This window comes from Hydrogenothermus marinus (assembly GCF_003688665.1).
Taxonomy (GTDB): Bacteria; Aquificota; Aquificia; order Aquificales; family Hydrogenothermaceae; genus Hydrogenothermus; species Hydrogenothermus marinus.
This window is the reverse complement of record NZ_REFO01000014.1, coordinates 1-23,864: the sequence shown is the minus strand read 5'-3', so window position 1 is coordinate 23,864 and position 23,864 is coordinate 1. Positions and strand designations below refer to the sequence as shown.

Here is a 23,864-nt window from a genome sequence, read left to right as displayed (position 1 = left end):
AGAAGATTTGGGAAAAGGTTTATATAAAAATCAAAGAATAGCAGTATTTTTAGATGTTCAAAACTTATATTACTCAGCAAGAGATGTATTTAATAGAAAAGTTAATTTTGAAAGTGTTTTGTATAAAGTGTTAAATGATAGAGTTCTTGTAAGAGCTATAGCCTATCTTGTAAAACTTCAAGGTGTAGATCAAAAAGGTTTTATAAACACTTTAAGGCATATTGGTTATCAAGTAAAAGCAAAAGAACCAAAAATATTCAAAAGATTAGACGAACAAGGGAATTTATGGACAAGTATAAAAGCTGATTGGGATATGGGAATAGCAATGGATGCAATATCTATGGCAGACAAAATAGATGTAGCAGTATTAACAAGTGGAGATGGTGATTTTGTTGAGCTTGTTAAATATTTACATACAAAAGGTGTAAAAGTAGAAGTCGCCGCTTTCAAACAAACAACTGCCAAAGAACTAATAGAAACAGCTGACGAATTCATTGATTTAACTATCTTTGGTGAAGATATATTCCTTTGATTTAAAGTAGAAATTTCCTATATTATAGTAAAAAAAGCAGGAGGAGATAAATGGCAGATAAAAATCAAGATATAGAAATTTCTATTGAAGAAAAAGAAGTAAATAAAGAGCAAGAAGAGTTAAAACAAGAGGAAAATAAAGAAGAAAAAATGGAAACAGAAGAAAATATAGAGCAGTTAAAACAGGAAATAAATCAACTAAAAGAAAAATTACAAAAAACTGAAGAACAAGCAAAAAAACTAAGTATTTTATATCAAACTTTATCTCAAGACTTTGAAAGCTATAAATTAAGAACTTTAAAAGAAAAAGAACAAATCAAAGAGGAAACAATAGAAAAACTGGCAAAAGAACTTTTAAACATAGTAGATAATTTTGAGAAAGCAATTGAAAGTGCAAAACTATCTGATGATATTTCTTCTTTAGCTAAAGGCGTTCAAATGATTCATTATCAACTTGTTAAATTTTTAGAAAATATTGGGATAAATGAAGTAATTGCAGAAGGAGAATTTAATCCTTCACATCATGAAGCTATTGATACATATATATCTACAGAGCACAAACCAAATGAGATTGTAAAAGTATTACAAAAAGGATATAAATATAAAGAAAAAGTAATTAGACCTGCAAAAGTAGTTGTAGCAATACCACCAGAGGAAAAAGAGGAACAAGAAAAAAATAAATAATGGATTTTTATAAAATTCTTGGGATTCCTAAAAATGCTACAAAAGATCAAATAAAAAAAGCCTTCAGGGAAAAAGCAAAAAAATATCATCCAGATATAAACCCTGAAGGCTCTGAAAAATTTAAATTAATCACAAAAGCTTATGAAACTTTAATAAATGATGAAAAAAGAAAACAGTATGATTTAACTTTAAAAAATAAAACTATTAAAGATAAAATTGAACAAACGATAGAAAATATATTTTCTTTTGATAGGAAAGTAAATGGCAGAAATATTTACGTAGACATTGAGCTTACATATGAAGAAGCATTTAACGGAACTACAAAACTTATAACCTATGAAAGAAAGGAAATATGCAAAGAATGTGAAGGAAAAGGTATTACTGAAAATTCCATATTAAAAGAATGCTCTTTATGTAAAGGAAAAGGAAAATTAAAAACACCACTACTTAATATTATATGTCCTAAATGTAAAGGAAGAAAATTTATTATTTTAAATCCCTGTATTTCTTGCGGTGGTAGTGGTATAAAAAAAGAAATAAAAGAAAAAAAGTTCCATATAAAACCATTTTCATCAGATAGATTATCTATTATTGTTGAAGATTTAGGAGATGAAGGTATAAATGGTGGTAAAAATGGAAATTTAGTTTTAAATATAAAATTAAAAAAACATCCATTTTTCAAGAAAAAAGGACTTGATTTATATGCAGATATATTTTTGCCAAAGGAAAAAAGATTTAAAGAAAATTTTGTAAAAATAAAAAATTTAAAAGGAGAGATATTAAAGGTAAAAATCCCTCCAGGACTTAATTCAGGTGATATTTTAAAAATAAAGAATGAAGGTTTTGAGAATAAAGGTAATATATATTTAACTTTAAAATACATCTAATTTCTATTTAAGATTTAGATATATTTTGAGGCTTCTTGTTTTGCTATTTTATCACAAAGTTCATTTTCTTTATGGCCACTATGCCCTTTTACCCATATAGGATTTATTTTATGAATTTTCATTAAGTTATAAATTTCTTGCCACAATTTTTTATGGGATACCTCTTTTTTAGCTGAGTTTTTCCAGTTATTTTTTGCCCAATTATGTATCCATTCTTTTATCGCCTTTACTACATACTTTGAATCTGTGTATAGATCTACTTCACAAGGCTTTTTTAGCTGTTTTAATGCTTTAACAACTGCTAAAAGTTCCATTTCATTATTTGTAGTTTTTTTCTTACCACCTTTTATTATTTTTTGATGTTTGTTATATCTTAAAATAGCACACCATCCACCGGGTCCTGGATTTCCAAGAGAAGAACCATCTGTAAATATTTCTACTTTTTTCAAAACTCACTCCTTATAATCTCAAATATTACTGGTATCTCCACAACAATACTTTTGTTATTTGGTGGTGGTTTAAAAGGTATTGAGTTTTCTACAGTTATTATAGCCTGTTTATCCAAAACATTAGAACCACTACTTTTTACAATCTTAATTTCTTTTGTATCAACTGTTCCATCTTTTTTTATTATAAATCTAACTATTACTGTTCCTTCTATTTCTAATCTTTTAGCTGTTAAAGGATATGCAAGATTTTCTTGAAGTCTATCTCTTACATAGTATAGGTACTTCATAATATCTTCATCTTTCTTTGTTGTACCTTCTTTTTTAGGTTTTTCTTCTCCTATCTGAAATATCTGATTTTTTCCTTTTAAATGGGAAATATTTAACTGCTTTGGTGGTTTTTCTTCTTTCGCTTTATTATTTTCTGCAGGTGGTATAGGTACCTTTGGTAGTTTTTTTTCTTCTTTTTTTGTTTTTTGTTTTTCTGCTATTTTTAAATTTTTATTTTCTGTTTTTGGAAAAGGTAAGTTTGGCTGTTTTACTTGATTTTTCTCTTTATTAACTAATTTTTCCTCATCCTTTTGCTTTGGCTTTTTATTTTCAACTTTTTTTTCTTCTTTTGGCTTCTCTTTGCTTATAGCTACTTTTTTTGTTGCTTTTTCTTGAGTTTTTATTTTTTTAGGTTTTGTTTTCTCTATTTTTTTATTGATTTTGCTTTTTTCTTTATTTTTAGTCTTAGTTTTCTGTTTTTTTATTTTTTTATTCTGTAAAATAGTTTTTTTCTTTACAATTTTTTTTGTCTTTTTATGTTTTTTTATCTTCTTTTTAGATATATTTTTTTTATTGCTGTTTTTATTAAAGCTATGCTTTGGAATACTACTTTTTTTTGCAGTTTTTAGTTTTGTTTTCTTAGGAATTTTTCTTTTTGGAATACCTTTTTTTGATTTTTCTTTTTGTTTTTCATAATTTAAAGTAATAAATATTGGTTTTTCTTCTTGCTTTTCCTTTTTTTGTTTAAAAAAATGTAATGAATAAAATATAGATATATGTATAAGCAAAGATATAATTAAGGCTAATAAAAATATTTTATTTATTTTCATTCTTTTTTGGTTTCTATCATATACTTTTCAAGTCCGGATTGTTTACAAATATCTATAACTGAAACAACATTTTGAAACTTGGTATCTTTATCTGATCTTAAAACAACTGTAATATCTTTATCTTTATTTTTTAATTCTTCTTTAAGCTGTGCTTTTGTTATAGGTTTTCCATTTAAAAATAAAGAGCCATCTTTTTTTATTGTTATCTGGATTTTTTTCTCTTTTATCTCTTTTTTTTGTGCAGTTTTTGAGTTTGGAAGGTTTAAAGGTATTTTACCTTCTACCATAAAAGTGGCTGTAGCCATAAATATAATTAATACAACAAGTATAATATCAACAAAAGGGGTCATATTTATTTCTGATATTTCTTTATCATCATTATCTATAAGTTTCATTTTAATCCTCTAATTGTAAAGGAAGTTTTTTCTTTTCTTCATATATTAAAAGTAAAGTTTTTATTTTCCTAACAAAATAGTTATATGCAATAACAGAAGGAATAGCAACAAAAAGTCCCATAGCTGTAGCTACAAGAGCTTCAGAAATTCCCTCCATCACTACTTTTACACCAAATTCTGATGATTGTCCTAAGTCGTGGAATGCTTGCATTATACCAAGTACTGTTCCAAATAATCCTATAAATGGTGCATTATTCCCAAAAGTTGCTAAAATTCCAAGTCTTTTTTCTAATGATAGCTTCAGTTTTAAAGGCTCATAAGATAATAAATTTTTTTCTATTTTTTTAATAGATATAAATCTTTCTATTATTACTGCTACTGAGAGTATACTCATTAAAATAAGTAGATATAAAACAGGTTTTTCACCAACTAAGGCAAGATTTAAAAGTAGCTGGGTAATATCCATTATTACTCCTTAATAAGTTTTTCTACATCTTTAACAATACTATCTACAGGTAGATACATTCCAAGAAACTCTTCAACAATATTTCCATCTTTATCAATTATTGTAACTTTTGCAGTATGATCTATCATTCTATGTTTCATTATCATATTTCCATGTTTCATAGTCATTATTCCTTTATCTTTTACATATATTTTATAATCTTTCCAAACTTTCTCTAAATCCTCTTTTTTTCCTATTACAAAAACAAAATCATCAAAACCATGTTCTTTTTTATATTTTCTAACCCTTTCTAAGGTATCTCCTTTTGGATCAACCGATATAAATATTATTTTGTATTTTCCTTTTAAGCCCTTTTTGTTAAGCTCTGTTTCTACTTGCTTTAAATAAGCAAGAATAGTAGGGCAAACATGAGGACAATGGGTATAACCATAAGTCAGTATTAAAACTTTTCCTTTGTAATTTTTCAAACTAAATGGTTTTCCTTCATCTGTAATAAGATTTTTAATTTCAGGTGCTTTTTTAGGAAATCCTTTTACAGAGCCTTCAAGTGCAAAAGAAAATGAAAAAATGAAAATAGTTAAAAATAAAATAGCTTTTTTCATATCTATCCTCCTTTTTGAATCAATTATACATAAAAATTATTGTTAAACTAACAAAAAATTAAAACATACAACCTAATATATAATAATTTTAAAAACTAAGAAAGGAAAAAGTTATGAAAATCTGTAGCTGGAATGTAAACTCAATCAGAGCAAGAAAAGAACTTTTATTTAAATGGCTTGAAGAAAAAAGAAAATATGATATAGATATTTTATGTCTTCAAGAGTTAAAAGTTGAAGAAGATATATTTCCTTTCAATGATTTTAAAGAAAAAGGCTATGAATGTGTAGCGAATGCTCAAAAAAGATATAATGGTGTTTCTATCTGTTCTAAACTGCCTATTGAGGAAACAATAAAAGATTTTGGCAGTTTTTTTGATAATCAAAAAAGATTATTAATCTCAAAAATAAAAGGTATTTATATAATAAATGTTTATGCTCCTCATGGAGATTTAAGGGGTGGAGAGAAATATTATTATAAGCTTGAATGGTATGAAAAATTTTTAAATTGGCTAAAGGAAAATTTTTCTCCAGATTTACCAATTATAATGGTTGGAGACTTTAATGTGGCTTTAGAAGATATAGATGTTTATGATCCAGAATTATTAAAAGATAGTATAGGAACTATGCCTGAAGAAAGAGAGGCTTTAAAAAAACTAATAAACTGGGGATTTATTGATACTTTTAGATATTTATATCCAGAAAAACAACAGTTTACGTGGTGGGACTATATAGGTGGTGCCATATGGAAAAATGAAGGAATGAGAATTGATTATATATTTTGCACTAAGCCTTTAATAGAAAAATTAAAGGATGTTGAAGTTGATTTATGGCCAAGAAGAAGAAGAAAACCAACTCCTTCAGATCATGCTCCTATAATTGCTGAATTTGACATTTAGGTTTTATAAAGTTTTAGAAAATCAATTAAAGAACTTAAAAATGCAAATAATAAAACTAAACTAAATACTATAACACCAAAAACTAAATATCCTGCAATATCAAGTATTATAAAAGCTACATATGAAATTAATATAATTTTGTATAAATTTTCAAACTTTTTCCTTGAAAGAGGAATACCTTTTTTATTCTGTTTCATACTAAAAATGATTCTTGGTGTTAAATGAAGCATTCCTCCTATAATTGTAAACAATCCAAATCCATAAACCATAAAATATATATGGTATGGAATAAGTATAAATCTTCCAGAAACTCCAACTATATGAGCTAAAATAAGACCTATAACTAAAAATATATGCCCTGTAATAAAGAATTTAATAACATAAGGTATTCCATGAAGTTTAATCTGAGGTTTTATGCTGTCATAAAATACAAATTTTAAAAATAGCAGTATAACTATTAACTCAAATAAAGCAAAACTTGCAATAAATTTATAATCTCTAATAAAAAAGCTTAAAATTATTCCAACTACTACAATCTGATGAATATAAAAAAGAGAATTTATTACAATCTGTCCTGTTTTTGTCTTCCCTAAGGTTTGCATATAAATCATAGGTATCCAAGCAGTTTGAACACCAAGTATTGCATTAATCATTGCTCCAACAGTAAAAGTATGCAAAGCTACCTGAATTGAAAGGTTGTCTGTTTTTAAAGATAAAAATAAGAATATAGAAGACAAAATCATAAAAACTATAGAAGCAGTTAAATATTTAACAGTTAAAGGCTTTAGATTTTTTACTACTGATAATATATGAAAAGAAAATATTAAAACCTGAGAAGCTATAAAGAAATAAGCAATATTAAAATTTCCAAGAGCAATATAAACTGAATAAAGAACTCCAATTATAAATACAATCTTTTCTATCCATTCTAATGATAATCTTTGTTGTTGAGAGTTTGGAATTACTTGATAAAATGCTCCAATTATAGTGTTTAGAATAAATCCAAATACTGCTATTTGGCCATAATAGATAAAATTTCCTGTTTTAGCCTTTAGATACAAAGATAAAAACAGATTAATAAATGCAAGAATAAAAAATAGTGGTGTAATTTTTGATATATAAAACATTTTAACCGCCTAATCTTAGTTTTACTGCAAAATATATTATCAAAATACCAATAATAAGGTTAGTTATACCAAATATCCTTGTTATCTTTTTATATTTTTCTGTTAAATGAGCTTTTGGACCAAAATAAAAATCATGAATAACTGCAATAATTGTAGTAATTATAAATAGAAAAATTTTTAATTTTAAAGTATTTGTATAAGGTAAATCTTGTAAAAAAAGATTAAAAGATTTTATTCCTCCAATAAAATAAGCATTAAAAACACCAGTAATAAATAAGACAGGAAGTCCAATTACTGTACCCCAAAAACTATATCTTTTTCCAACTTCTTGATAAACTTCTGCTTTATTTTTAAAATCAAGAGGTAATTTTCTAACATAAGGCGATAAAACTATTGCCATAAAAAGCATTCCACCTATCCAAAAAGAAGCCACTAAAATATGAATTACTAGTATAAGTTCTTCCATTTAATAACCTTTCTTTTTAATATTATCAGTAATATAAATAAAAACCAAGCAATATTAAAATTATTTTTAGAAAATGAGCAACCACCACCTCCACCACCTCTATTATCATATACATCTGCTCGTAGATTAATTTCTAAATTTTGATAATATGTATTATTAGGTATGTTTAAAATTGATACTTTAATTCCTGTAGAGCTTGCAGAAAACCTTAGGGTTAAACTACAACTTTCAAATGTATTTAGATTTCTATTAGAACAGTTATCAAAAATAATCTGAAAATAAGGATTATTTTTAAGAGTAATATTTCCAATACTTAAAATATCATTTCCTGAATTTTTTATATTAAATGTAATATCTTTTATTTTCCCTATATTAAAATTACCAAAATAGTAGGAATAATTACCATCTTCTTCATTAATAGGTTTATCAATACATATTTTAGGATTTATTTCATCTTTTAAAAGATTATATACATTTACTCTATTACAACTTAAAGAATATCCGGATAAAGAAATAATATTATCTCCAGTTGTTAAAACTTTATCTTTTACCTGTTTCGGTGTTAAATTAGGATTTATAGAATATAAAAGAGCTACTGCTCCTGCTACAACTGGTGATGCTTGGGAAGTTCCTACTGCACATGCATAAGCCTCTTCATAACTATTGTTAAATGGAAGATATGTACTTAAAATACCTTCACTACAGTTTTCTGAACTTACAAACTCTCCTCCTGGTGCAAAAATATCAACTGTTTTTACTCCATAATTTGAAAAATATGCTCTTTTATCCTGTCTATTAGTTGCTCCAACACATATTACATTATCTAAAACTGTAGAATAATTACAAGGTAAAAAAGTGGAAATATCATTATTATTACTACTATTACCTGCGGCTACGGTAAAAACTGCATTTATTGATTTCATTAAACATTTTTCTGTTTCTGAGTAATCTGGATTATTACAATCTATATTTAAAATTTCAGGAATAGCATCATAACCATAACTGGCATTTACTGCAACTATATTTAAACCACTATCTTTTAATTTTTTTACATATTTTAAACATTCAATTAAATGATTAAGGTCTCCTTCTCCGTTTTTATTTAAAAATTTACAAGGAATTATTTTTATATTCCAGTTTATTCCTGCTATTCCCTCTAAATTATCACTTACTGCCCCTATAATTCCTGAAACATGGGTTCCATGTCCATCATTATCTAAAGCACTTCCTTTTCCTTGTAAAGCATCATATCCATAACAATCATCTATATATCCATTATTATCATTATCTATATTATCTTCACATCCATCATCTATACCATTGTTGTTTAAATCTTGTCCAAGGGTTTCTCCTGTATTTAGCCAGATATGTTCTTTCAAATCAGGATGATTATAATCTACACCTGTATCAAGTACTGCAACATAGACAGTATTTGATCCTATTGAAATATTCCAAGCATCTTCCATTCCTATTTTTTTTAAATACCATTGATAAGGATAGAAAGGATCATTTGGAATAAGCTGTTTTTTTATTATATAGTTTGGAATAGCAAGTAAAACATTTTCATCTTTTTTTAGTTTCTGGATAAAACTTTCCATTGTTTCATTTTTTGGAAGTTTTATTACTACTTTTTTTCCTTTTTTGCTAACTATAGATAATCCTTTTATACTTTGAGTAGAAATATTACTTTTTAAATAAACAATAACTTCATTTTTATAAGGTTTTCCAAAAGAAAATATAAAAAAAGCAAGTAAAATTAAAGTTGAGGTATTTGCATAGTTAAGCAATGGAAGCCTCCAAGGCCTATTAAAATATCATAAGCATATATTCCTATTACTTTTTTATCATTAAATATTTTTTGAAGTATTTCAATAGCTATTTTATCTTGTTTACAATTAAAAGTTGGTACAAGAACATATTTATTAGTAATATAAAAGTTTGCATAACTTGCAGGAAGTCTATAATTTTTTTCTTCTGGAAAATCAAAATATTGAGGCTCTGGCATAGGTATCGTGATTATATTGAAATTATTTCCATTAGTATCTTTAAAGCTTTTTAAAAGCTCTAAATTTTCTTTTAATGGTAGATAATTTTCATCTTCTTTATCTTCTTCAATAACAGTAATTATAGTATTTTCATTTACAAATCTTGTAATATCATCTATATGGCCATCAGTATCATCTCCAACAATACCTTCTTTAAGCCATAAAACTTGTTTTACTCCAAAATATTTTTTTAGATTATTTTCTATATCTTCTTTTGTTAATTGAGGATTTCTATTTTTATTTAAAAGACAGCTTTCTGTTGTTAGTAAACTACCTGCTCCATTTACATCTATTGAACCACCTTCTAAAACCATATCTATTTTTTGACATTTTTTATTTAAAATCTGGCACATTTTTGATGCTACTTGATTGTCTAAATCATAAGGATATTTCCCACCCCAAGAGTTAAATTCAAAATCAAGGCCTATCCAGTCTTTATTATCTTTTACAAAGATAGCTCCAAAATCTCTGTTCCAACAATCATTTGTAGGGATAATATGTATATTTATATTTTTTTGCAGTGCATCTACTTTTTTTAATTTTTTTTCTAAATCTCTTTTATTTTCCTCATTATCAACATTAATATGAACTTTTTCACTTTCAGAGATATATTTAACCATTAAAGCAAACTCATTTTGAGCTTTTTCTAAATTATCAAAAAAGGTTTCTGGATTTTGAGGGTAGGTAGTCCAAGTTCCATAATGTTTATACCATTCTGGTGGTAAATACATATACTCTCCTTAAAAGCTGTAATACTGTTTTTTTGCTTTTACAAACTCAAATTTATCTTCTCTTGGAAGATATGCTGTTAATTTATTTCCTAAAACACAACCTGTATCTATACCATAACATTTATTATTTATATAAGGTTCTTCATAAACAGTATGGCCATAAATAATTTTAGGACTATCTGGTTTTACTTTTCTATTTATAGTCCAATCTAATCTTTCAGGAAAACCATTTTCTAAAAATCTTCCTGTTGTTTCTCCATATAAAACAAAACTTTTTATCTTTTTTGAAACTTTCCCTATCATCTCATCTTTTATTCCTGCATGGGCTATTACAGATTCATTGTTATTTACAATAAGATATAAAGGTATTTTTTCGTAATATTCTAAGATTTTGTTTTTTAAATTTTCTTTAGCTTTTTCTGGTAAAGAGTTAAACTCTTCTACTGTTTTTTGCATACCATAACTTATTTTTACATCATTTCCTTTTAACCATCTAATAAATTTATCCATATGATTACTTTGAACTTCTAAAAATTTTCCTTTTTTGTGCAAATCCATACAAAATTCAAGAGTTTTTAGATTATAATCTCCTCTATCTATATTATCTCCAACACTGATTATAAATGTATCTTCTCCATATTTAGACCATATTTTTTCTATAAGTTCTTTTAATTCATAATAACAACCATGTGCATCACCAATTACTGCATATTTTTTTAAATTTATCTTTAAAAAACTTTCCATCTTATTTTAAACCTTCATAAACTTTATCAATATTAAATTTAATCATCTGGATATAATTTTTATTTATTCCAAAAGGGTCTAAAAATATAATATTTACCTTTGTAGCATTTTTTACAAGATCTGCATATTTAGGATTATAAAACTGTTTTGCCGCAAAAATTGATTTTATATGATTTGTTTTTATTAAATTAATTAATTTTATAATATGTTTTGGTGTTGGCTCTCTACCATGTCCAAGTTCAATAACTGCTAAATATTTAAGTCCAAATCTTTTTGTAAAGTATGGCCAAGCATAATGGTAAGAGATAAAATTTTTATTTTTTAGTTTATTTATTTTATCTTTTCCATATTTTATTATTTCATCTACTTTTTTCTCAAAAGATTTTAGATTTTTTTCATAAATTCTCTTATTCCTTGGGTCTATTTTTATTAATCTTTTATAAACTGCTTTTGCTATTATTTTTGCGTTTTCAGGGTCAAGCCATAATGCAGGGTGAAATGTTTCATGGTGGTGTTTCTGTTCTTCAGTATGTTCTTTAAATTCAAACTCTTTAATAAGTTTTATTCCTTTAATATCTGAAACCTTTATCTGTTTACCTTTTGGTAATAATTTAATTATATTATTAATATTAGGTTCTCCTGAGCCAATGTATAAAAATATATCTGATTGATAAACCTTTTTTAAATCAGATGCTTTATACTCATAAGTATGAATAGATGCATTTGGTGGAATAATATAATAAACTTTAGCTTTTTCTTTTGTAATCTCTTTTACAATATCTGCAACTGATTTAACTGTCGTTGTAATTGTTATAGCAAAAGATGTATAAATTGAAAGTAATAATAATATTAATATTTTTCTCATTTTATCTCTTCTTTTAGTTTTTCAACTACCTTTTTTAAATTTTCTGAAATTGAAGGAATATATTCTATCTCATTTCCAATATTTAAAAACTGTTTTGGTAGTTTTTTTACATTATTAATTGCTTTTTCTTTTATTTTTTCTAAGGTCGGTAGATTTATACATACTTTTCCATTTTCCATCACTTTTTTTAGTAATGGTTTTCCCTCTAAATTTTCATCATATAAACCTACGGTATCTTCTTTAAATTTGCCATTTTCAAACTGTCTAAATACTTGTTTTTTAGATGGTAAAGTTATCTTATGTGGGCTAAATTTCATGACAGGTCTTCCATCATACTCAACAAGTTTATAAGCACAATCAAGATAAGGAAGATCAGAAGAAACTACTAATTTTGTTCCTACTCCATACCCATCAATAGGTGCATTTTTTTCAATATGTTCTTTTATTTTATACTCATCTATGGAACCACTTGCTATTATTTTTGCATCTTTATATCCTTCTTCATCAAGTATTTTTCTAACTTCTTTTGAAAGTTTTACTAAATCTCCACTATCTAATCTAACTCCTTTAAAGCTTTTCATATTTAGTTTTTTTACTGCTTTTAATGCGTTTTTTAAACCTTTTATAGTATCAAAAGTATCTATTAAAAAAATGGTATTTTCTGGATATTGTTTTGCAAATGCTTCAAAAGCCTTTTCTTCATCAAAATAAGAAAGTATAAATGAGTGTGCCATTGTACCAACTATTGGGATATTATACTCTTTACCTGCAAGAACATTTGAAGTTCCTGCAAATCCTCCAATATATGAGGCTCTTGCTGCTTTCATTCCTGCATCTGTTCCATGGGCTCTTCTTAAACCAAAATCAACTAAAATCTTTTTAAAATCTCCTGCTATATTACATCTTATAGCTTTTGTTGCAACAAGTATTGGATGTTGAAGAGTATTTATTAAAAATGTTTCTATTATTTGTGCTTCAGGTAAAGGTGCCTCTACCTGAACAATAGGCTCATTTGGAAATACAATCTCTCCTTCTTCTACTGCATAAATATTTCCTGTAAATTTAAAGTTCTTAAGATAATCTAAGAAGAAATCTTCAAATCCTTTTTCTTTTAAATACTGAATATCTTCATCTGTAAATTTTATATTCTCAAGATAGTATAAAAGCTGTTCAAGTCCTGCATTTAAGAAAAAGGTTCTTTTTTTGGTAGGTCTTATATAAAAATCAAATATAGCTGTTTTTGTTCTATTTTCTTTTAGATAAACTTGAGCCATTGTAAGCTCATAAAGGTCTGTTAATAAAGCCATATTTTTTTCATTTACAAATCCAAATCTCATTTTTCTCCCCTAAAATATTTAGCCAAGCTTTCTGCAACTTGTGTAATATTTCCTGCTCCAAGCACTAAAATTACATCATTTTCTTTTATTATATCTTTTGTTATATTTTCAACATCAGAAAGATATTTTGCAAAATAAACCTGCTTATTTAGCTTTTCTTTTATAGTTTCTGCTAATTTCTCTCCTGAAACTACTTCTATCTGCTTTTCTCCTGCTGAATATATATCTGTAATAATTATAATATCACTATCTTTAAAGCTATCTACAAATTCATCAAATAAAGAGGCAAGTCTTGTATATCTATGAGGTTGGAAAATAGTTATTAATCTGTTTTTATTTTGATACATATCATTTGCAGCTGAAATAGTAGCTTTAATCTCAGATGGATGATGGGCATAATCATCAATGACTTTAATCTTTCCATCAAATTTTATATCAAATCTTCTATTTGCATTTTTAAAGTTTTCTAAGGTTTCTTTAATTACACAAAAAGGTATATTAAGCTCTGTAGCTATAGATATTGATGCAAGAGCATTATAAATATTATGTTTTCCTGGAATAGAAAGATGTATCTCTCCAAAATCATTAACTTTAAATCTATATCTTCCATTTTCTAGATTTAAATCATAAGCTACTATATCTGCATTTTTATCTTCAATTGCAAACTTAATAACTCTTTTTTCTATTGAAGGCAAAATATCTTTTATATTTTTATCATCTATATTTAATGCTACTGCTCCATAAAATGGAATTTTATTTGCAAAATCTATAAATGCCTTTTTTATATCATCTAAATCTTTGTAATATCCAACATGCTCTAAATCTATATTATTAATAGAAATAATAGTTGGTGAAAGTCTTAAAAAAGAACCATCACTTTCATCTGATTCTGCTACTAAAAAATCACCTCTTCCAAGTTTTGCATTACTTCCAAATGTCTCTAATTTTCCACCAATTACAATAGTTGGGTCATATCCTGTTTTGGCAAGTATTGTTCCTACCATTGAAGTTGTTGTTGTTTTTCCATGACTTCCTGCAATTGCTATACCATATTTAAATCTCATAAGTTCTGCAAGCATTTCTCCTCTTGGTATTACAGGAATCCCAAGCTTTTTAGCTTCCACTATCTCAGGATTATCTTCTTTTACTGCTGAGGAATAAACAACAACATCTGCACCTATTACATTTTTAGGATTATGTCCAATAAATACTTTTGCTCCCATATTTTTTAGATTTAAAACAGTACTACTTTCTTTCAAATCAGAACCTGAGACATTAAATCCAAGATTTAAAAGGACATGGGCAATTCCATTCATACCAGAACCACCAATACCAACAAAATGAATATTTTTTACTCTTCCTCTAAACATACAAAGCACCTTTTTTGATTTTTATAGAAAAATTTTACTGTTTATTTTAAAGGATTTTAGCATAATTGAGATATTTTTTTATTTGGATAATTTTTGATTAAATTTTGAATAGAAAAATAATTTTGTTTAATTTAAATGATTGAGAATGATAGATTTAATATTTTTATTTAAAGGGGCTAAAAGCCCCTATTTTTATTCTAATATTTCAAGAACTGCTCTTTTGTTTTGCTTTCTTGCAACTGCCGCAAGTAATGTTCTGATAGCTCTTGCAGTTCTACCTTGTCTTCCAATTACTTTTCCAAGGTCTTCTGGAGCAACTTTTAATTCTATAACAGTAGTTTTTTCACCCTCTATTTCTTTAACTTCTACTCTATCTGGGTGATCTACAAGTGCTTTAGCTGTGAATTCAACTAATTCTTGAAGTTTGCTCATCTCTTCTACCTCCTATTTTCCTTTTGGGATTTCAATTTCTTCTAATCCAAATGCTTTTAAGATTTTAGCAGCTCTTTCTGTAGGTTGTGCTCCTTTTTCAAGCCAAACTTTTGCTTTTTCAATATTTATATTTCCAGTTTTTAATATTGGATCATAAGTACCAATATACTCAATATAATCTGACTCTCTTGGCTTTTTATTATCAACTACCACCATCTTGTACACTGGATGCTTCTTTCTTCCATATCTTGCAAGTCTAATCTTAACCAACTACTAATACCTCCTTAAATTTTAAAATGGTAAATTTGGCATATTAAACGGAAGTTTCATTTTACCAGATTTTTTCATTTTTTTCATCAATTTTTTCATCTCTTTATATTGCTTTAAAACTTTATTTACATCCATTATTGTTGTTCCACTTCCTCTTGCTATTCTTTTTTTTCTACTTCCATTTATGATATGTGGATTTTGTCTTTCTTCTGGAGTCATTGAGTTTATAATTGCTTCTATCTTTACAAACTGTTTGTTGTCAACTTTTAAATCTTTTATTTTGCTTCCTATTCCAGGTATCATTTTTAGTATATTTTCAAGAGGTCCAAGATTTTTTATCATCTGAAGTTGCTCTTTTAAATCTTCAAGAGTAAATTCAGCATTCATCATTCTTTTAGCCATTTTCTCGGCTTTATCTTCATCTATAGCTGCTTGCATTTTTTCTATTAAACTTTGAATATCACCAAGTCCAAGAATTCTTTGTGCAATTCTATCTGGATGGAAAGGTTCAAAATCATTTATTTTTTCTCCAACTCCAACAAATTTAATTGGTACCCCTAAAACTTGTCTTACAGATAAAGCTATTCCACCTTTTGCATCTCCATCAACTTTTGTTAAAATAACCCCTGTAAGTCCAACTTTTTCGTGATACTCTTTTGCAGTATTTATTGCATCTTGACCTTGCATTGCATCTGCAACATAAAGAATCTCTGTTGGATGAACCTTATTTTTTATTTCTACAAGTTCATCCATTAACTCTTGATCTATATGAAGTCTTCCTGCAGTATCAAGAATTAGATATGAAAGCCCTGCATTTTTGGCTTTTTCTATTACTTTTTCTGTAAGTTTTATAGCATCTTTTTCTTCTTCATCTACAAAACATGGAAGATTTATACTTTCTGCTAAGGTGCAAAGTTGTTTTGCTGCTGCAGGTCTTCTTACATCAGTAGAAGCAACTCCAACTGCAAAACCTTTTGATTTTAAATAATTGGCAAGCTTACCAGCGGTAGTTGTTTTACCGGTACCTTGAAGACCAACAAGCATTATAATAGTAGGAGTTTTTTCTGCTTTTTTTAAAGGTTCTTCTTTGCCAAGAATATTTAAAAGTTCATCATATATAAGTTTTATTACAGTTTCACCTGCATTTAAACCTTTTATAACTTCTTGGCCAACTAATTTTTGTTTTATATCATTTAAAAATTTTTGAACTACTTCTATATTTACATCAGCTTCTATTAAGGCTCTTCTAATATCTTTAAGTGCTTCATCTACTGTTTTTTCATCTAATTTTTTAGCTCTTTTTAATTTTTCAACAACATTTGAAAATTTTTCAGTTAGAAGCTCAAACAACTTTACACCTCTTTAGAATATTTTTATGTTTTATTTTAACATAAGGTAAAGTTTCTAACTTTTTAGTTAGAGAAATATAGAAAAAAGCAAGAAAATTTCAAGAAAAAAGCCCTCTATACGAGGGCTTTTAGAAAGGTTATTTTAAAAGTGAGTCTATAATCTGATTGAAAGTTTGGGAAGGTCTCATTAATTTTTCAGTTTTTTCATCATCTGGGTGATACCATCCACCAGTTTCTGCAGGCTTACCTTCTACTGCTTTAATCTCATCAAGTATTTTTTGTTCATTTTCTTTTAAGTCTGCATAAACTTTAGCAAATTTTTCAGCTAATTCTTTATCTTCTGTTTGATTTGCAAGTTCTTCTGCCCAGTATAAAGCTAAGTAGAAATGAGAACCTCTTGTATCAAGTTCACCAACTTTTCTTTTTGGTGTTTTATCATTATCAAGATATTTACCAACAGCTTTATCTAATGTTTCTGCAAGTATAAGAATTCTTTTGTCATCTTTGTTATGTAAAGTTTTAAGTTGTTTATAAGCATGTTTTAAAGACTCAACAAATGCTAAAAACTCTCCAAGGGAATCCCATCTTAAATGGCCTTCTTTTAAGAACTGTTCTACATGTTTTGGAGCTGAACCACCTGCTCCTGTTTCAAAAAGTCCTCCACCTGCGATGAGTGGCACTATAGATAAAGATCTTGCAGATGTACCTACCTCAATAATAGGGAATAAATCTGTTAAGTAATCTCTTAAAACATTTCCTGTTACAGATATTGTATTTTCTCCTTTTCTGAATCTTGCTAATGTATATTTCATAGCATCTTCAGGGGCTTTTATATACCATTCAACATCAGAAAGATCATATTTTGGAAGCTCTTCTTTAACAATCTCTATAAGGTTTCTATCATGAGCTCTATACTCATCAAGCCAGAAAACTATTGGATAACCTGTTTCTTTAGCTCTATTTATAGCAAGCTTAATCCAATCTCTAATAGCTATATCCTTAGTAATACAGCTTCTCCAAATATCCCCTTCATTTACACAGTGTTCTATTAATACATTTCCTTCTTCATCAATAACTTTCATTTTTCCATCTGCTGGTGGGAAAAATGTTTTATCGTGAGAACCATACTCTTCAGCTTTCATTGCCATTAATCCAACATTTTGAACTGTTCCTATTTTTGTTGGATCAAACTGACCATTTGTTTTAATATCTTCTACTATTTCTTTATACATTGTTGCATAAGATCTATCTGGTATAGATAAAACAACATCATCAACTTCACCGGAAGGACCCCAACCTTTTAATCCATTTTTAATTACTGCAGGAACAGATGCATCAATAATTACATCATTAGGCATATGAAGGTTTGTAATTCCATTATCTGAATCAACCATGTATAGTCTTGGTTGTTTTTTATAAATTTCTTGGATTGTTTTTTTAATAGCTTCTTTTTCTTCTTCTGGTAAAGATTCTATTCTATTTTCAAGATCTTGCATTCCAAATCTTGGTTCCCAACCAAGTTTTTCTAATGTTTCTCCATGTTTTTCAAATAAATCATTGTAATAAACTTTGATAGCATCTCCAAAAATTACAGGATCAGAAACTTTCATCATTGTAGCTTTCACATGGACAGAGAAAAGAATATCCTCTCTTTTAGCAACATCAATTACTTCTTTAAAATACTCTCTTAAAGCCTTTCTATCCATAAAAGTTCCGTCTACTACATCACCTTGTCCAACTTCAACTTCTTTTAATACTTGCTGATTTCCATTTTTATCTTCAAATACATATTTTATTTTTGTGTCTTTTTTGATAATTACAGATTTTTCATTTTGATAAAAATCTCCTTCTTTCATATATGCAACATGTGATTTTGAGTTTGGAGCGACATCTCTTAATTTATGGGGATGTTTTTTTGCATATTCTTTAACAGATTGAGCAAGTCTTCTATCTGAGTTTCCTTGTCTTAAAACAGGGTTAACAACAGAACCTACACATCTATCATATCTTTCTTTTATCTTTTTCTCCTCTTCTGTTTTTGGATCCTCTGGATAGTCAGGTAAAGGATATCCTTGTTCTTGAAGTTCTTTTATAGCTTCTTTTAATTGTGGTAAAGATGCTGATATATTAGGAAGTTTCATAATATTTGCTTCTGGTTTCCATACAAGTTCTCCAAGATATGCAAGTTCATCAGGAACTCTTTTATCTTCTGGTAATATATCAGGAAATTGGGCAAGAATTCTTCCTGCAAGAGAAATATCTCTTAATTCAATATCTACATCAGCATCTTTAGTAAAAGCTCTCATAATTGGTAATAAAGAATACGTTGCCAGAGCTGGTGCTTCATCAATCTTTGTCCATACAATAGTTGCTTTTGCCATTAAAAATTTACCTCCAGATTTTTATTTATGTTGAAAATAAATTATATCATTATTTTCTAAAAAAAATCAAACAGCGTTATATTTTGTATTCAGTTTTAAAGTTTATTAACCTTTTTTTAATCTCTAATTTTAGTTAAAGCAAATTTAAAGCTTTAAAAAATGGAATGAGAACCCTTCTTCAAGATGGACTTAGAAAAGCGATAAATGGAATTACAACAGTAGAAGAAGTACTTCAGGTGGCTAAATCTTAAAATGCCAGTTTATAAATATAAAGCTTTATCAAAAACAGGGAAAGAAGAAAAAGGAACAATAGAAGCAAACTCCGTATCCCATCTAAAAAATGTACTGTCTAAAAAAAATCTAATATTATTAGAAGTAGAAGAACTTGGAAAATCAAAAAAAATAAAATCCTTAAAAGATTTAAATATCACTTTTTTTAAAAAGCAGTTTTTTACAGATGAGATAGTATTTATCCTTTATGAACTTGGTATTTTAATTGGAAAAAATATACATATAACATCTGCAATAGAGATAGTAGCAAATCAACAAGAAAACTCATTATTGAAAGAAAAACTATTAAAAGCAAAATCTTTTCAAGTATTAAAAGAAAAACTTCAAGAAGTTATACCACAAATAGAAAAAGGAAAAAAATTAGCAGATAGCTTAAAAGAAAAACAGATTTTACCAGAAAGTAGTATCCAAATCCTTGCAGTTGGAGAAGAAACAGGACAACTTGAAGATATGTTTCAGATGATAGCAGATATTTACAAAAAACAAACAGAAAAATTAATTACAAGATTTATAACCCTTCTTGAACCTATAACCTTAATAATATTATCAGTGATGATTGGATTTTTCATATTTGCAACATTATTTCCTATATTTAATCTATCTATTAAGCTATAAAAATTGTATTAAAATATACATATGGAAACTCAAGAATTAAAAAAATGTTATTATGCTTTATCAGATGATATAAGATTAAAAATTCTTAGATTTTTAATAGAATTTGAAGAGCTTTGTGTATGCCAATTACAAGAAATCTTTGACATATCACAACCAAATTTATCTTTTCATTTAAGAATTTTAAGAGATGCAGATTTTGTAAAAACAAAAAGAAAAAGCAAATGGGTTTTTTATTTTTTAAATCTTGATAATCCTATATTAAAAGCAAATCTAAAGTTTATAAAACAGATAGAAATAGACAAAAATATAAATTTCCAATGCCAAATCTAATTTTCTAAAACTTCACACCTGACTTTCATCATATAAAAAATTTTTTATATTTGTATGATATAATCATATAAATAAATTTTTATGTGAGGTACTAAAATGACAAAAAGAACTATTAAAGATGTAGGAAAAATAAAAAAAACAGAAGATGGTGTTGTTATAGAAATAAAAGATGACACTGTTGAAGCAGATAAGGTAAAAGAGATTGTTGAAAACTGCCAAACAGGAAAATGTGATTGTATGAGTGAAGAAGTAAAGCAAAAAGTTCAATTTATGGATTTTAAAGCAGATAAAGGGAAAATAGCTATTGAGATAAAAGGTGATCTTAAAGAAGAAGAGATAAAAGAGGCTATGGCCAGAAGTAAAAAAGAGTTATAAACACTGGATTTTCAAACTGTAATTGCAGTTTTAATATTCTTAATTACTTTAATCTTTGTTATCTGGCAACCAAAGGGACTTAGCATAGGTTGGACGGCTACAATAGGAGCTGTTGTAGCCCTTTTATTTGGTGTTGTTTCTCTTAATGATGTCTGGATTGTTGTAAAGATTGTCTGGGATGCTACTCTTGCTTTTGTAGGTATTATATTCATATCTTTGATTCTGGATAAAATCGGATTTTTTGAATGGTCTGCTCTCCATATTATGAAAAAAGCAGGTGGAAATGGAAATAAATTATTTATTTATATAACACTTCTTGGAGCTTTAATATCAGCATTTTTTTGCAAATGATGGTGCCGCTTTAATGTTAACCCCTATTGTTTATGCAAAAATTAAACATCTTGGATTAAAAGATAGATTTATACTTCCATTTATTATGGCAAGTGGTTTTGTTGCAGATACAACAAGTCTTCCACTTGTAATATCTAATCTTGTAAATATAGTTACTGCAGATTTTTTTAATATAGGATTTTTAGAATATGCCTTTAAAATGATTGTTCCAAACTTTTTCTCATTAGTAGCAACTATTATTGTTTTATATCTATTTTTTAGAAAAGATATTGTTAAAAAGTATGATCCTTCTTTACTTAAAAATCCTGATGAAGTTATAAAAGACTGGTTTATTTTTAAAATTGCTTGGTGGCTTGGAGGATTTTTACTAGCTGGATTTATTATTTCTGAAATATACCATATTCCAGTTTCTATAATAATAATAATTGGAGCTATTATTTTAGGTTTAGCAACTTATAGAGAAAAAATAGTAAATATGAAAACTCTTGTATTTGAGGAAACTCCTTGGAAGATAGTCGTGTTTTCAATCGGTATGTATGTAGTTGTTTATGGATTAAAAAATGTAGGATTAACTTCTCAATTATCAAAACTAATTACTGAATCTCAATCATACGGAGATTTAGCAGGAATAATTGGTACAGGAATTATTGCAGCAGTTTTATCTGCAATAATGAATAATATGCCTTCTGTAATGATTGTTGATCTTTCTATATCAGATACAGGATTTAAAGAAAGTGTCCAACATCTTCTTGCTTATGCTAATGTTATTGGATGTGATTTAGGACCTAAAATTACACCTATAGGTTCTCTTGCTACATTACTTTGGTTACATGTTCTTGAACAAAAAGGAATTAAGATAAGCTGGGGATATTATTTTAAAGTTGGAATTATATTAACGCCACCAGTTTTATTATTTACTTTATTTGGTTTATATTTATGGAATTTAATAATAGGAGGGTAAAATGGGAGTAAAAATTGGATTTATATGTACAGGAAATTCTGCAAGAAGCCAGATGGCAGAAGGTTTTGGTAAGTATTATGCTGAAAAACTTGATAAAAATGTAGAAGTTTATTCTGCAGGTTCTAATCCTTCTGGATATGTTCATCCTTTAGCTATAAAAGTAATGGCAGAAAAAGGAATAGATATTTCTCAAAATAAATCAAAATCATTAAACGATATTCCTTTAAATGAACTTGATTATGTAATTACTTTATGCGGTGATGCAGCAGAAACATGTCCTGTTGTACCTGGTGTAAATACTCAGCATTGGGGATTACCAGACCCTGCAAGAGCAGAAGGCACAGAAGAAGAAAAATTAGAAACATTTAGAAAAATAAGAGATCAGATAGAAGAGAAAGTAGCTAATCTACTAAAAAATCTATAAATTTATCTTTTTTGTCAGGAAATTTTATTTGAATAAGGAGAGATAATATGAAAAAAGTAGTAATTATAGGTGCAGGTTTTGCAGGTCTTCATATATTTTACAAAATTCGTCATTTGATAGGAGATAAAATAGATTTAACAGTTATAGATTCAAGAAGTCACGCCCTTTTAAAACCAGCTCTTCCTGAAGTAGCTTTTAATGGTGAACCTGTTTCTCATACTTTAGTGGAACTGAAACCTACAATAGAATCAAAAGATGGAAATTTTATACAAGATGAAGTCATAAATATAAATGCTAAAGCTAATACTTTAACTTTAAAAGAAAATGGAAATATAGAATATGATTATCTTTTTATTACATTAGGTGCAGTCAAAGATTATGATAGTGTTAAAGGATTTAGAGAATATGGTTATTCAGTTTGTGATGATTACCAAGCTCAAAGACTCTGGAAAAGAATTCAAACATTTAAAGGAGGCCATATTGTAACCGGTGCTGCTAAAAGTACGTGGGGAACAAGGGTTAAAGCACCAAATCTTGCTGCTCCTTGTGAAGGACCCATCGGAGAAATAATGTTTATGTCTGATTATTATTTAAAACATGAAAAAAGTATGAAATCTCCAGATGATTTCAAAATAGATGTATTTACTCCTGGAAAAGTATTTTTTGAAGACGTTGGAGATAATCCTAGAAATACAATCGGAAAATTTATGCAAGAAAGAAATATAGATTTACATGTCAATAAAGTTCTAAAAGAAATAGGAAAAGATTATATAATTTTTGAAGATGAAACCCAATTACCTTGTGATTTAGCTATTATAATTCCTCCTTATACTGCACCTAAAGCATTAAAAGATTCTGGAATAGGAGATGAAAAAGGATTTATACCTACAGATACTAAAATGAGACATTTAGACTTTCCAAATATATTTGCAGCAGGTGATATTGCAGCATTAGCACAACCAAAACTAGGACATATAGCAATAATTGAAGCAAGTATAGCTGCAGCTACTTTCTTAAAAGAAGAAATGGGAGAAAATGTAGAAATTCCTCCTCATAATTTAGAAGTATTTTGTATTATGAACATGGGAGGGCATGAAGCAACTTTAATTTTCTCTAATGTATTATATGGGGGAAATATTGATATAGCTTTCCATTCACCATTAGCAAGACTTATGAAATGGGGTTTTGATTCATATCTTTATTTTTCAAGAGGAAATATACCACCAGAATTTGCATTAAAAGCTTTAGAAAAAATAATAGAAAATTTGGCTTAACAATAAAAAGGTGGAAGGTTAAGAAAATAACCCTGGCAGCGACCAACTTTCCCGACCGCTCTCGCGGCCAGTATCATAGGCGCAGGGGAGCTTAACTGCCGGGTTCGGAATGGGACCGG

Annotated in this window: 26 protein-coding genes, 1 rRNA gene and 1 pseudogene; 10 read left to right on the top strand and 18 right to left on the bottom strand. The window is 27.6% G+C overall.

Annotation, left to right across the window (positions count from 1 at the left end):
- Nucleotides 1-7: 7 nt before the first annotated feature.
- Genes CLV39_RS07105 through CLV39_RS07095 form a run of 3 tightly spaced genes read left to right on the top strand, consistent with a single transcriptional unit; the run spans nt 8 to nt 2,102 of the window.
- Complete coding sequence (locus CLV39_RS07105) at nt 8-532, top strand: LabA-like NYN domain-containing protein (RefSeq protein WP_121923550.1); 525 nt, start codon at nt 8-10, stop codon at nt 530-532.
- Nucleotides 533-582: 50 nt separating this feature from the next.
- A complete protein-coding gene (locus CLV39_RS07100) occupies nt 583-1,215 on the top strand; it encodes a nucleotide exchange factor GrpE (RefSeq protein ID WP_121923549.1) in 633 nt (210 codons plus the stop codon).
- The gene (locus tag CLV39_RS07095; protein ID WP_121923548.1) at nt 1,215-2,102 is read left to right on the top strand and encodes a DnaJ domain-containing protein; all 888 of its coding nucleotides are present in this window, start codon (nt 1,215-1,217) and stop codon (nt 2,100-2,102) included. The genes CLV39_RS07100 and CLV39_RS07095 overlap by 1 nt, the downstream gene beginning before the upstream one ends.
- Before the next feature lie 14 nt (nt 2,103-2,116).
- Here CLV39_RS07095 and rnhA read toward each other — a convergent pair whose 3' ends face one another.
- From rnhA to CLV39_RS07070, 5 genes are read right to left on the bottom strand one after another with little or no spacing between them, the layout of a single operon-like run.
- The gene (gene rnhA, locus CLV39_RS07090; RefSeq protein ID WP_121923547.1) at nt 2,117-2,551 is read right to left on the bottom strand and encodes a ribonuclease HI; all 435 of its coding nucleotides are present in this window, start codon (nt 2,549-2,551) and stop codon (nt 2,117-2,119) included.
- Entirely contained in the window at nt 2,548-3,648 is a 1,101-nt protein-coding gene (locus CLV39_RS07085; RefSeq protein WP_121923546.1) for an energy transducer TonB, read from the bottom strand. The genes rnhA and CLV39_RS07085 overlap by 4 nt, the downstream gene beginning before the upstream one ends.
- Nucleotides 3,645-4,043 (bottom strand): ExbD/TolR family protein, encoded by a 399-nt coding sequence (locus CLV39_RS07080; protein ID WP_121923545.1) that lies wholly within the window; start codon nt 4,041-4,043, stop codon nt 3,645-3,647. The genes CLV39_RS07085 and CLV39_RS07080 overlap by 4 nt, the downstream gene beginning before the upstream one ends.
- A 1-nt stretch (nt 4,044) precedes the next feature.
- Nucleotides 4,045-4,509: a MotA/TolQ/ExbB proton channel family protein gene (locus CLV39_RS07075; RefSeq protein WP_121923544.1), complete on the bottom strand. Its 465-nt coding sequence runs from the start codon at nt 4,507-4,509 to the stop codon at nt 4,045-4,047.
- Nucleotides 4,510-4,511: 2 nt separating this feature from the next.
- Nucleotides 4,512-5,111 (bottom strand): SCO family protein, encoded by a 600-nt coding sequence (locus CLV39_RS07070; protein WP_121923543.1) that lies wholly within the window; start codon nt 5,109-5,111, stop codon nt 4,512-4,514.
- A gap of 113 nt (nt 5,112-5,224) precedes the next feature.
- On the opposite strand from CLV39_RS07070, the gene xth reads away from it, so the two are divergent.
- The gene (gene xth, locus CLV39_RS07065; protein WP_121923542.1) at nt 5,225-6,007 is read left to right on the top strand and encodes an exodeoxyribonuclease III; all 783 of its coding nucleotides are present in this window, start codon (nt 5,225-5,227) and stop codon (nt 6,005-6,007) included.
- Here xth and CLV39_RS07060 read toward each other — a convergent pair.
- The 12 genes from CLV39_RS07060 to CLV39_RS07005 form a co-directional block, all read right to left on the bottom strand.
- Complete coding sequence (locus CLV39_RS07060) at nt 6,004-7,134, bottom strand: hypothetical protein (protein ID WP_121923541.1); 1,131 nt, start codon at nt 7,132-7,134, stop codon at nt 6,004-6,006. The genes xth and CLV39_RS07060 overlap by 4 nt on opposite strands.
- 1 nt (nt 7,135) lies before the next feature.
- Complete coding sequence (locus CLV39_RS07055) at nt 7,136-7,600, bottom strand: CopD family protein (protein WP_121923540.1); 465 nt, start codon at nt 7,598-7,600, stop codon at nt 7,136-7,138.
- Nucleotides 7,582-9,387, bottom strand: a complete 1,806-nt coding sequence (locus CLV39_RS07050) for a S8 family serine peptidase (RefSeq protein WP_121923539.1) — start codon at nt 9,385-9,387, stop codon at nt 7,582-7,584. Before CLV39_RS07050 ends, CLV39_RS07055 begins: the two co-directional genes overlap by 19 nt.
- A complete protein-coding gene (locus CLV39_RS07045) occupies nt 9,357-10,376 on the bottom strand; it encodes an agmatine deiminase family protein (RefSeq protein WP_121923538.1) in 1,020 nt (339 codons plus the stop codon). Before CLV39_RS07045 ends, CLV39_RS07050 begins: the two co-directional genes overlap by 31 nt.
- Before the next feature lie 9 nt (nt 10,377-10,385).
- Nucleotides 10,386-11,120, bottom strand: a complete 735-nt coding sequence (locus CLV39_RS07040) for a metallophosphoesterase (RefSeq protein ID WP_121923537.1) — start codon at nt 11,118-11,120, stop codon at nt 10,386-10,388.
- A gap of 1 nt (nt 11,121) precedes the next feature.
- Nucleotides 11,122-11,985, bottom strand: coding sequence for a metal ABC transporter substrate-binding protein (locus CLV39_RS07035; protein ID WP_121923536.1), 864 nt, complete (start codon nt 11,983-11,985; stop codon nt 11,122-11,124).
- Nucleotides 11,982-13,322: a nicotinate phosphoribosyltransferase gene (locus tag CLV39_RS07030; RefSeq protein WP_121923535.1), complete on the bottom strand. Its 1,341-nt coding sequence runs from the start codon at nt 13,320-13,322 to the stop codon at nt 11,982-11,984. Before CLV39_RS07030 ends, CLV39_RS07035 begins: the two co-directional genes overlap by 4 nt.
- The gene (gene murC, locus CLV39_RS07025; RefSeq protein ID WP_121923534.1) at nt 13,319-14,692 is read right to left on the bottom strand and encodes a UDP-N-acetylmuramate--L-alanine ligase; all 1,374 of its coding nucleotides are present in this window, start codon (nt 14,690-14,692) and stop codon (nt 13,319-13,321) included. The genes CLV39_RS07030 and murC overlap by 4 nt, the downstream gene beginning before the upstream one ends.
- Nucleotides 14,693-14,884: 192 nt before the next feature.
- Nucleotides 14,885-15,124 (bottom strand): KH domain-containing protein, encoded by a 240-nt coding sequence (locus tag CLV39_RS07020; protein ID WP_121923533.1) that lies wholly within the window; start codon nt 15,122-15,124, stop codon nt 14,885-14,887.
- Between the two features lie 12 nt (nt 15,125-15,136).
- Nucleotides 15,137-15,394 carry a 30S ribosomal protein S16 gene (gene rpsP / locus CLV39_RS07015; protein WP_121923532.1) on the bottom strand — a complete coding sequence of 86 codons (258 nt, stop codon included), beginning with the start codon at nt 15,392-15,394 and terminating at the stop codon, nt 15,137-15,139.
- Between the two features lie 21 nt (nt 15,395-15,415).
- On the bottom strand, nt 15,416-16,744 hold the full coding sequence (ffh, locus tag CLV39_RS07010) for a signal recognition particle protein (RefSeq protein ID WP_121923531.1): 1,329 nt from the start codon (nt 16,742-16,744) through the stop codon (nt 15,416-15,418).
- Nucleotides 16,745-16,880: 136 nt separating this feature from the next.
- Nucleotides 16,881-19,124 carry an NADP-dependent isocitrate dehydrogenase gene (locus CLV39_RS07005; RefSeq protein ID WP_121923530.1) on the bottom strand — a complete coding sequence of 748 codons (2,244 nt, stop codon included), beginning with the start codon at nt 19,122-19,124 and terminating at the stop codon, nt 16,881-16,883.
- Between the two features lie 252 nt (nt 19,125-19,376).
- Here CLV39_RS07005 and CLV39_RS07000 point away from each other — a divergent pair, with 252 nt between their 5' ends.
- The 6 genes and pseudogenes from CLV39_RS07000 (at nt 19,377) to CLV39_RS06975 (ending at nt 23,745) form a co-directional block, all read left to right on the top strand.
- Complete coding sequence (locus CLV39_RS07000) at nt 19,377-20,030, top strand: type II secretion system F family protein (protein ID WP_121923529.1); 654 nt, start codon at nt 19,377-19,379, stop codon at nt 20,028-20,030.
- 21 nt (nt 20,031-20,051) lie between these two features.
- Complete coding sequence (locus CLV39_RS06995) at nt 20,052-20,360, top strand: ArsR/SmtB family transcription factor (protein ID WP_121923528.1); 309 nt, start codon at nt 20,052-20,054, stop codon at nt 20,358-20,360.
- Nucleotides 20,361-20,456: 96 nt separating this feature from the next.
- Complete coding sequence (locus CLV39_RS06990) at nt 20,457-20,735, top strand: hypothetical protein (RefSeq protein WP_121923527.1); 279 nt, start codon at nt 20,457-20,459, stop codon at nt 20,733-20,735.
- A 3-nt stretch (nt 20,736-20,738) separates the two neighbouring features.
- Nucleotides 20,739-22,047, top strand: a pseudogene (locus CLV39_RS06985) (arsenic transporter).
- A 1-nt stretch (nt 22,048) separates the two neighbouring features.
- On the top strand, nt 22,049-22,471 hold the full coding sequence (locus CLV39_RS06980) for an arsenate reductase ArsC (RefSeq protein ID WP_121923526.1): 423 nt from the start codon (nt 22,049-22,051) through the stop codon (nt 22,469-22,471).
- A 47-nt stretch (nt 22,472-22,518) separates the two neighbouring features.
- Nucleotides 22,519-23,745, top strand: a complete 1,227-nt coding sequence (locus CLV39_RS06975; RefSeq protein WP_121923525.1) for an NAD(P)/FAD-dependent oxidoreductase — start codon at nt 22,519-22,521, stop codon at nt 23,743-23,745.
- A gap of 30 nt (nt 23,746-23,775) precedes the next feature.
- Here the strand turns inward: CLV39_RS06975 and rrf are convergent.
- A 5S ribosomal RNA gene (gene rrf, locus CLV39_RS06970) occupies nt 23,776-23,864 on the bottom strand; the annotation flags it as partial.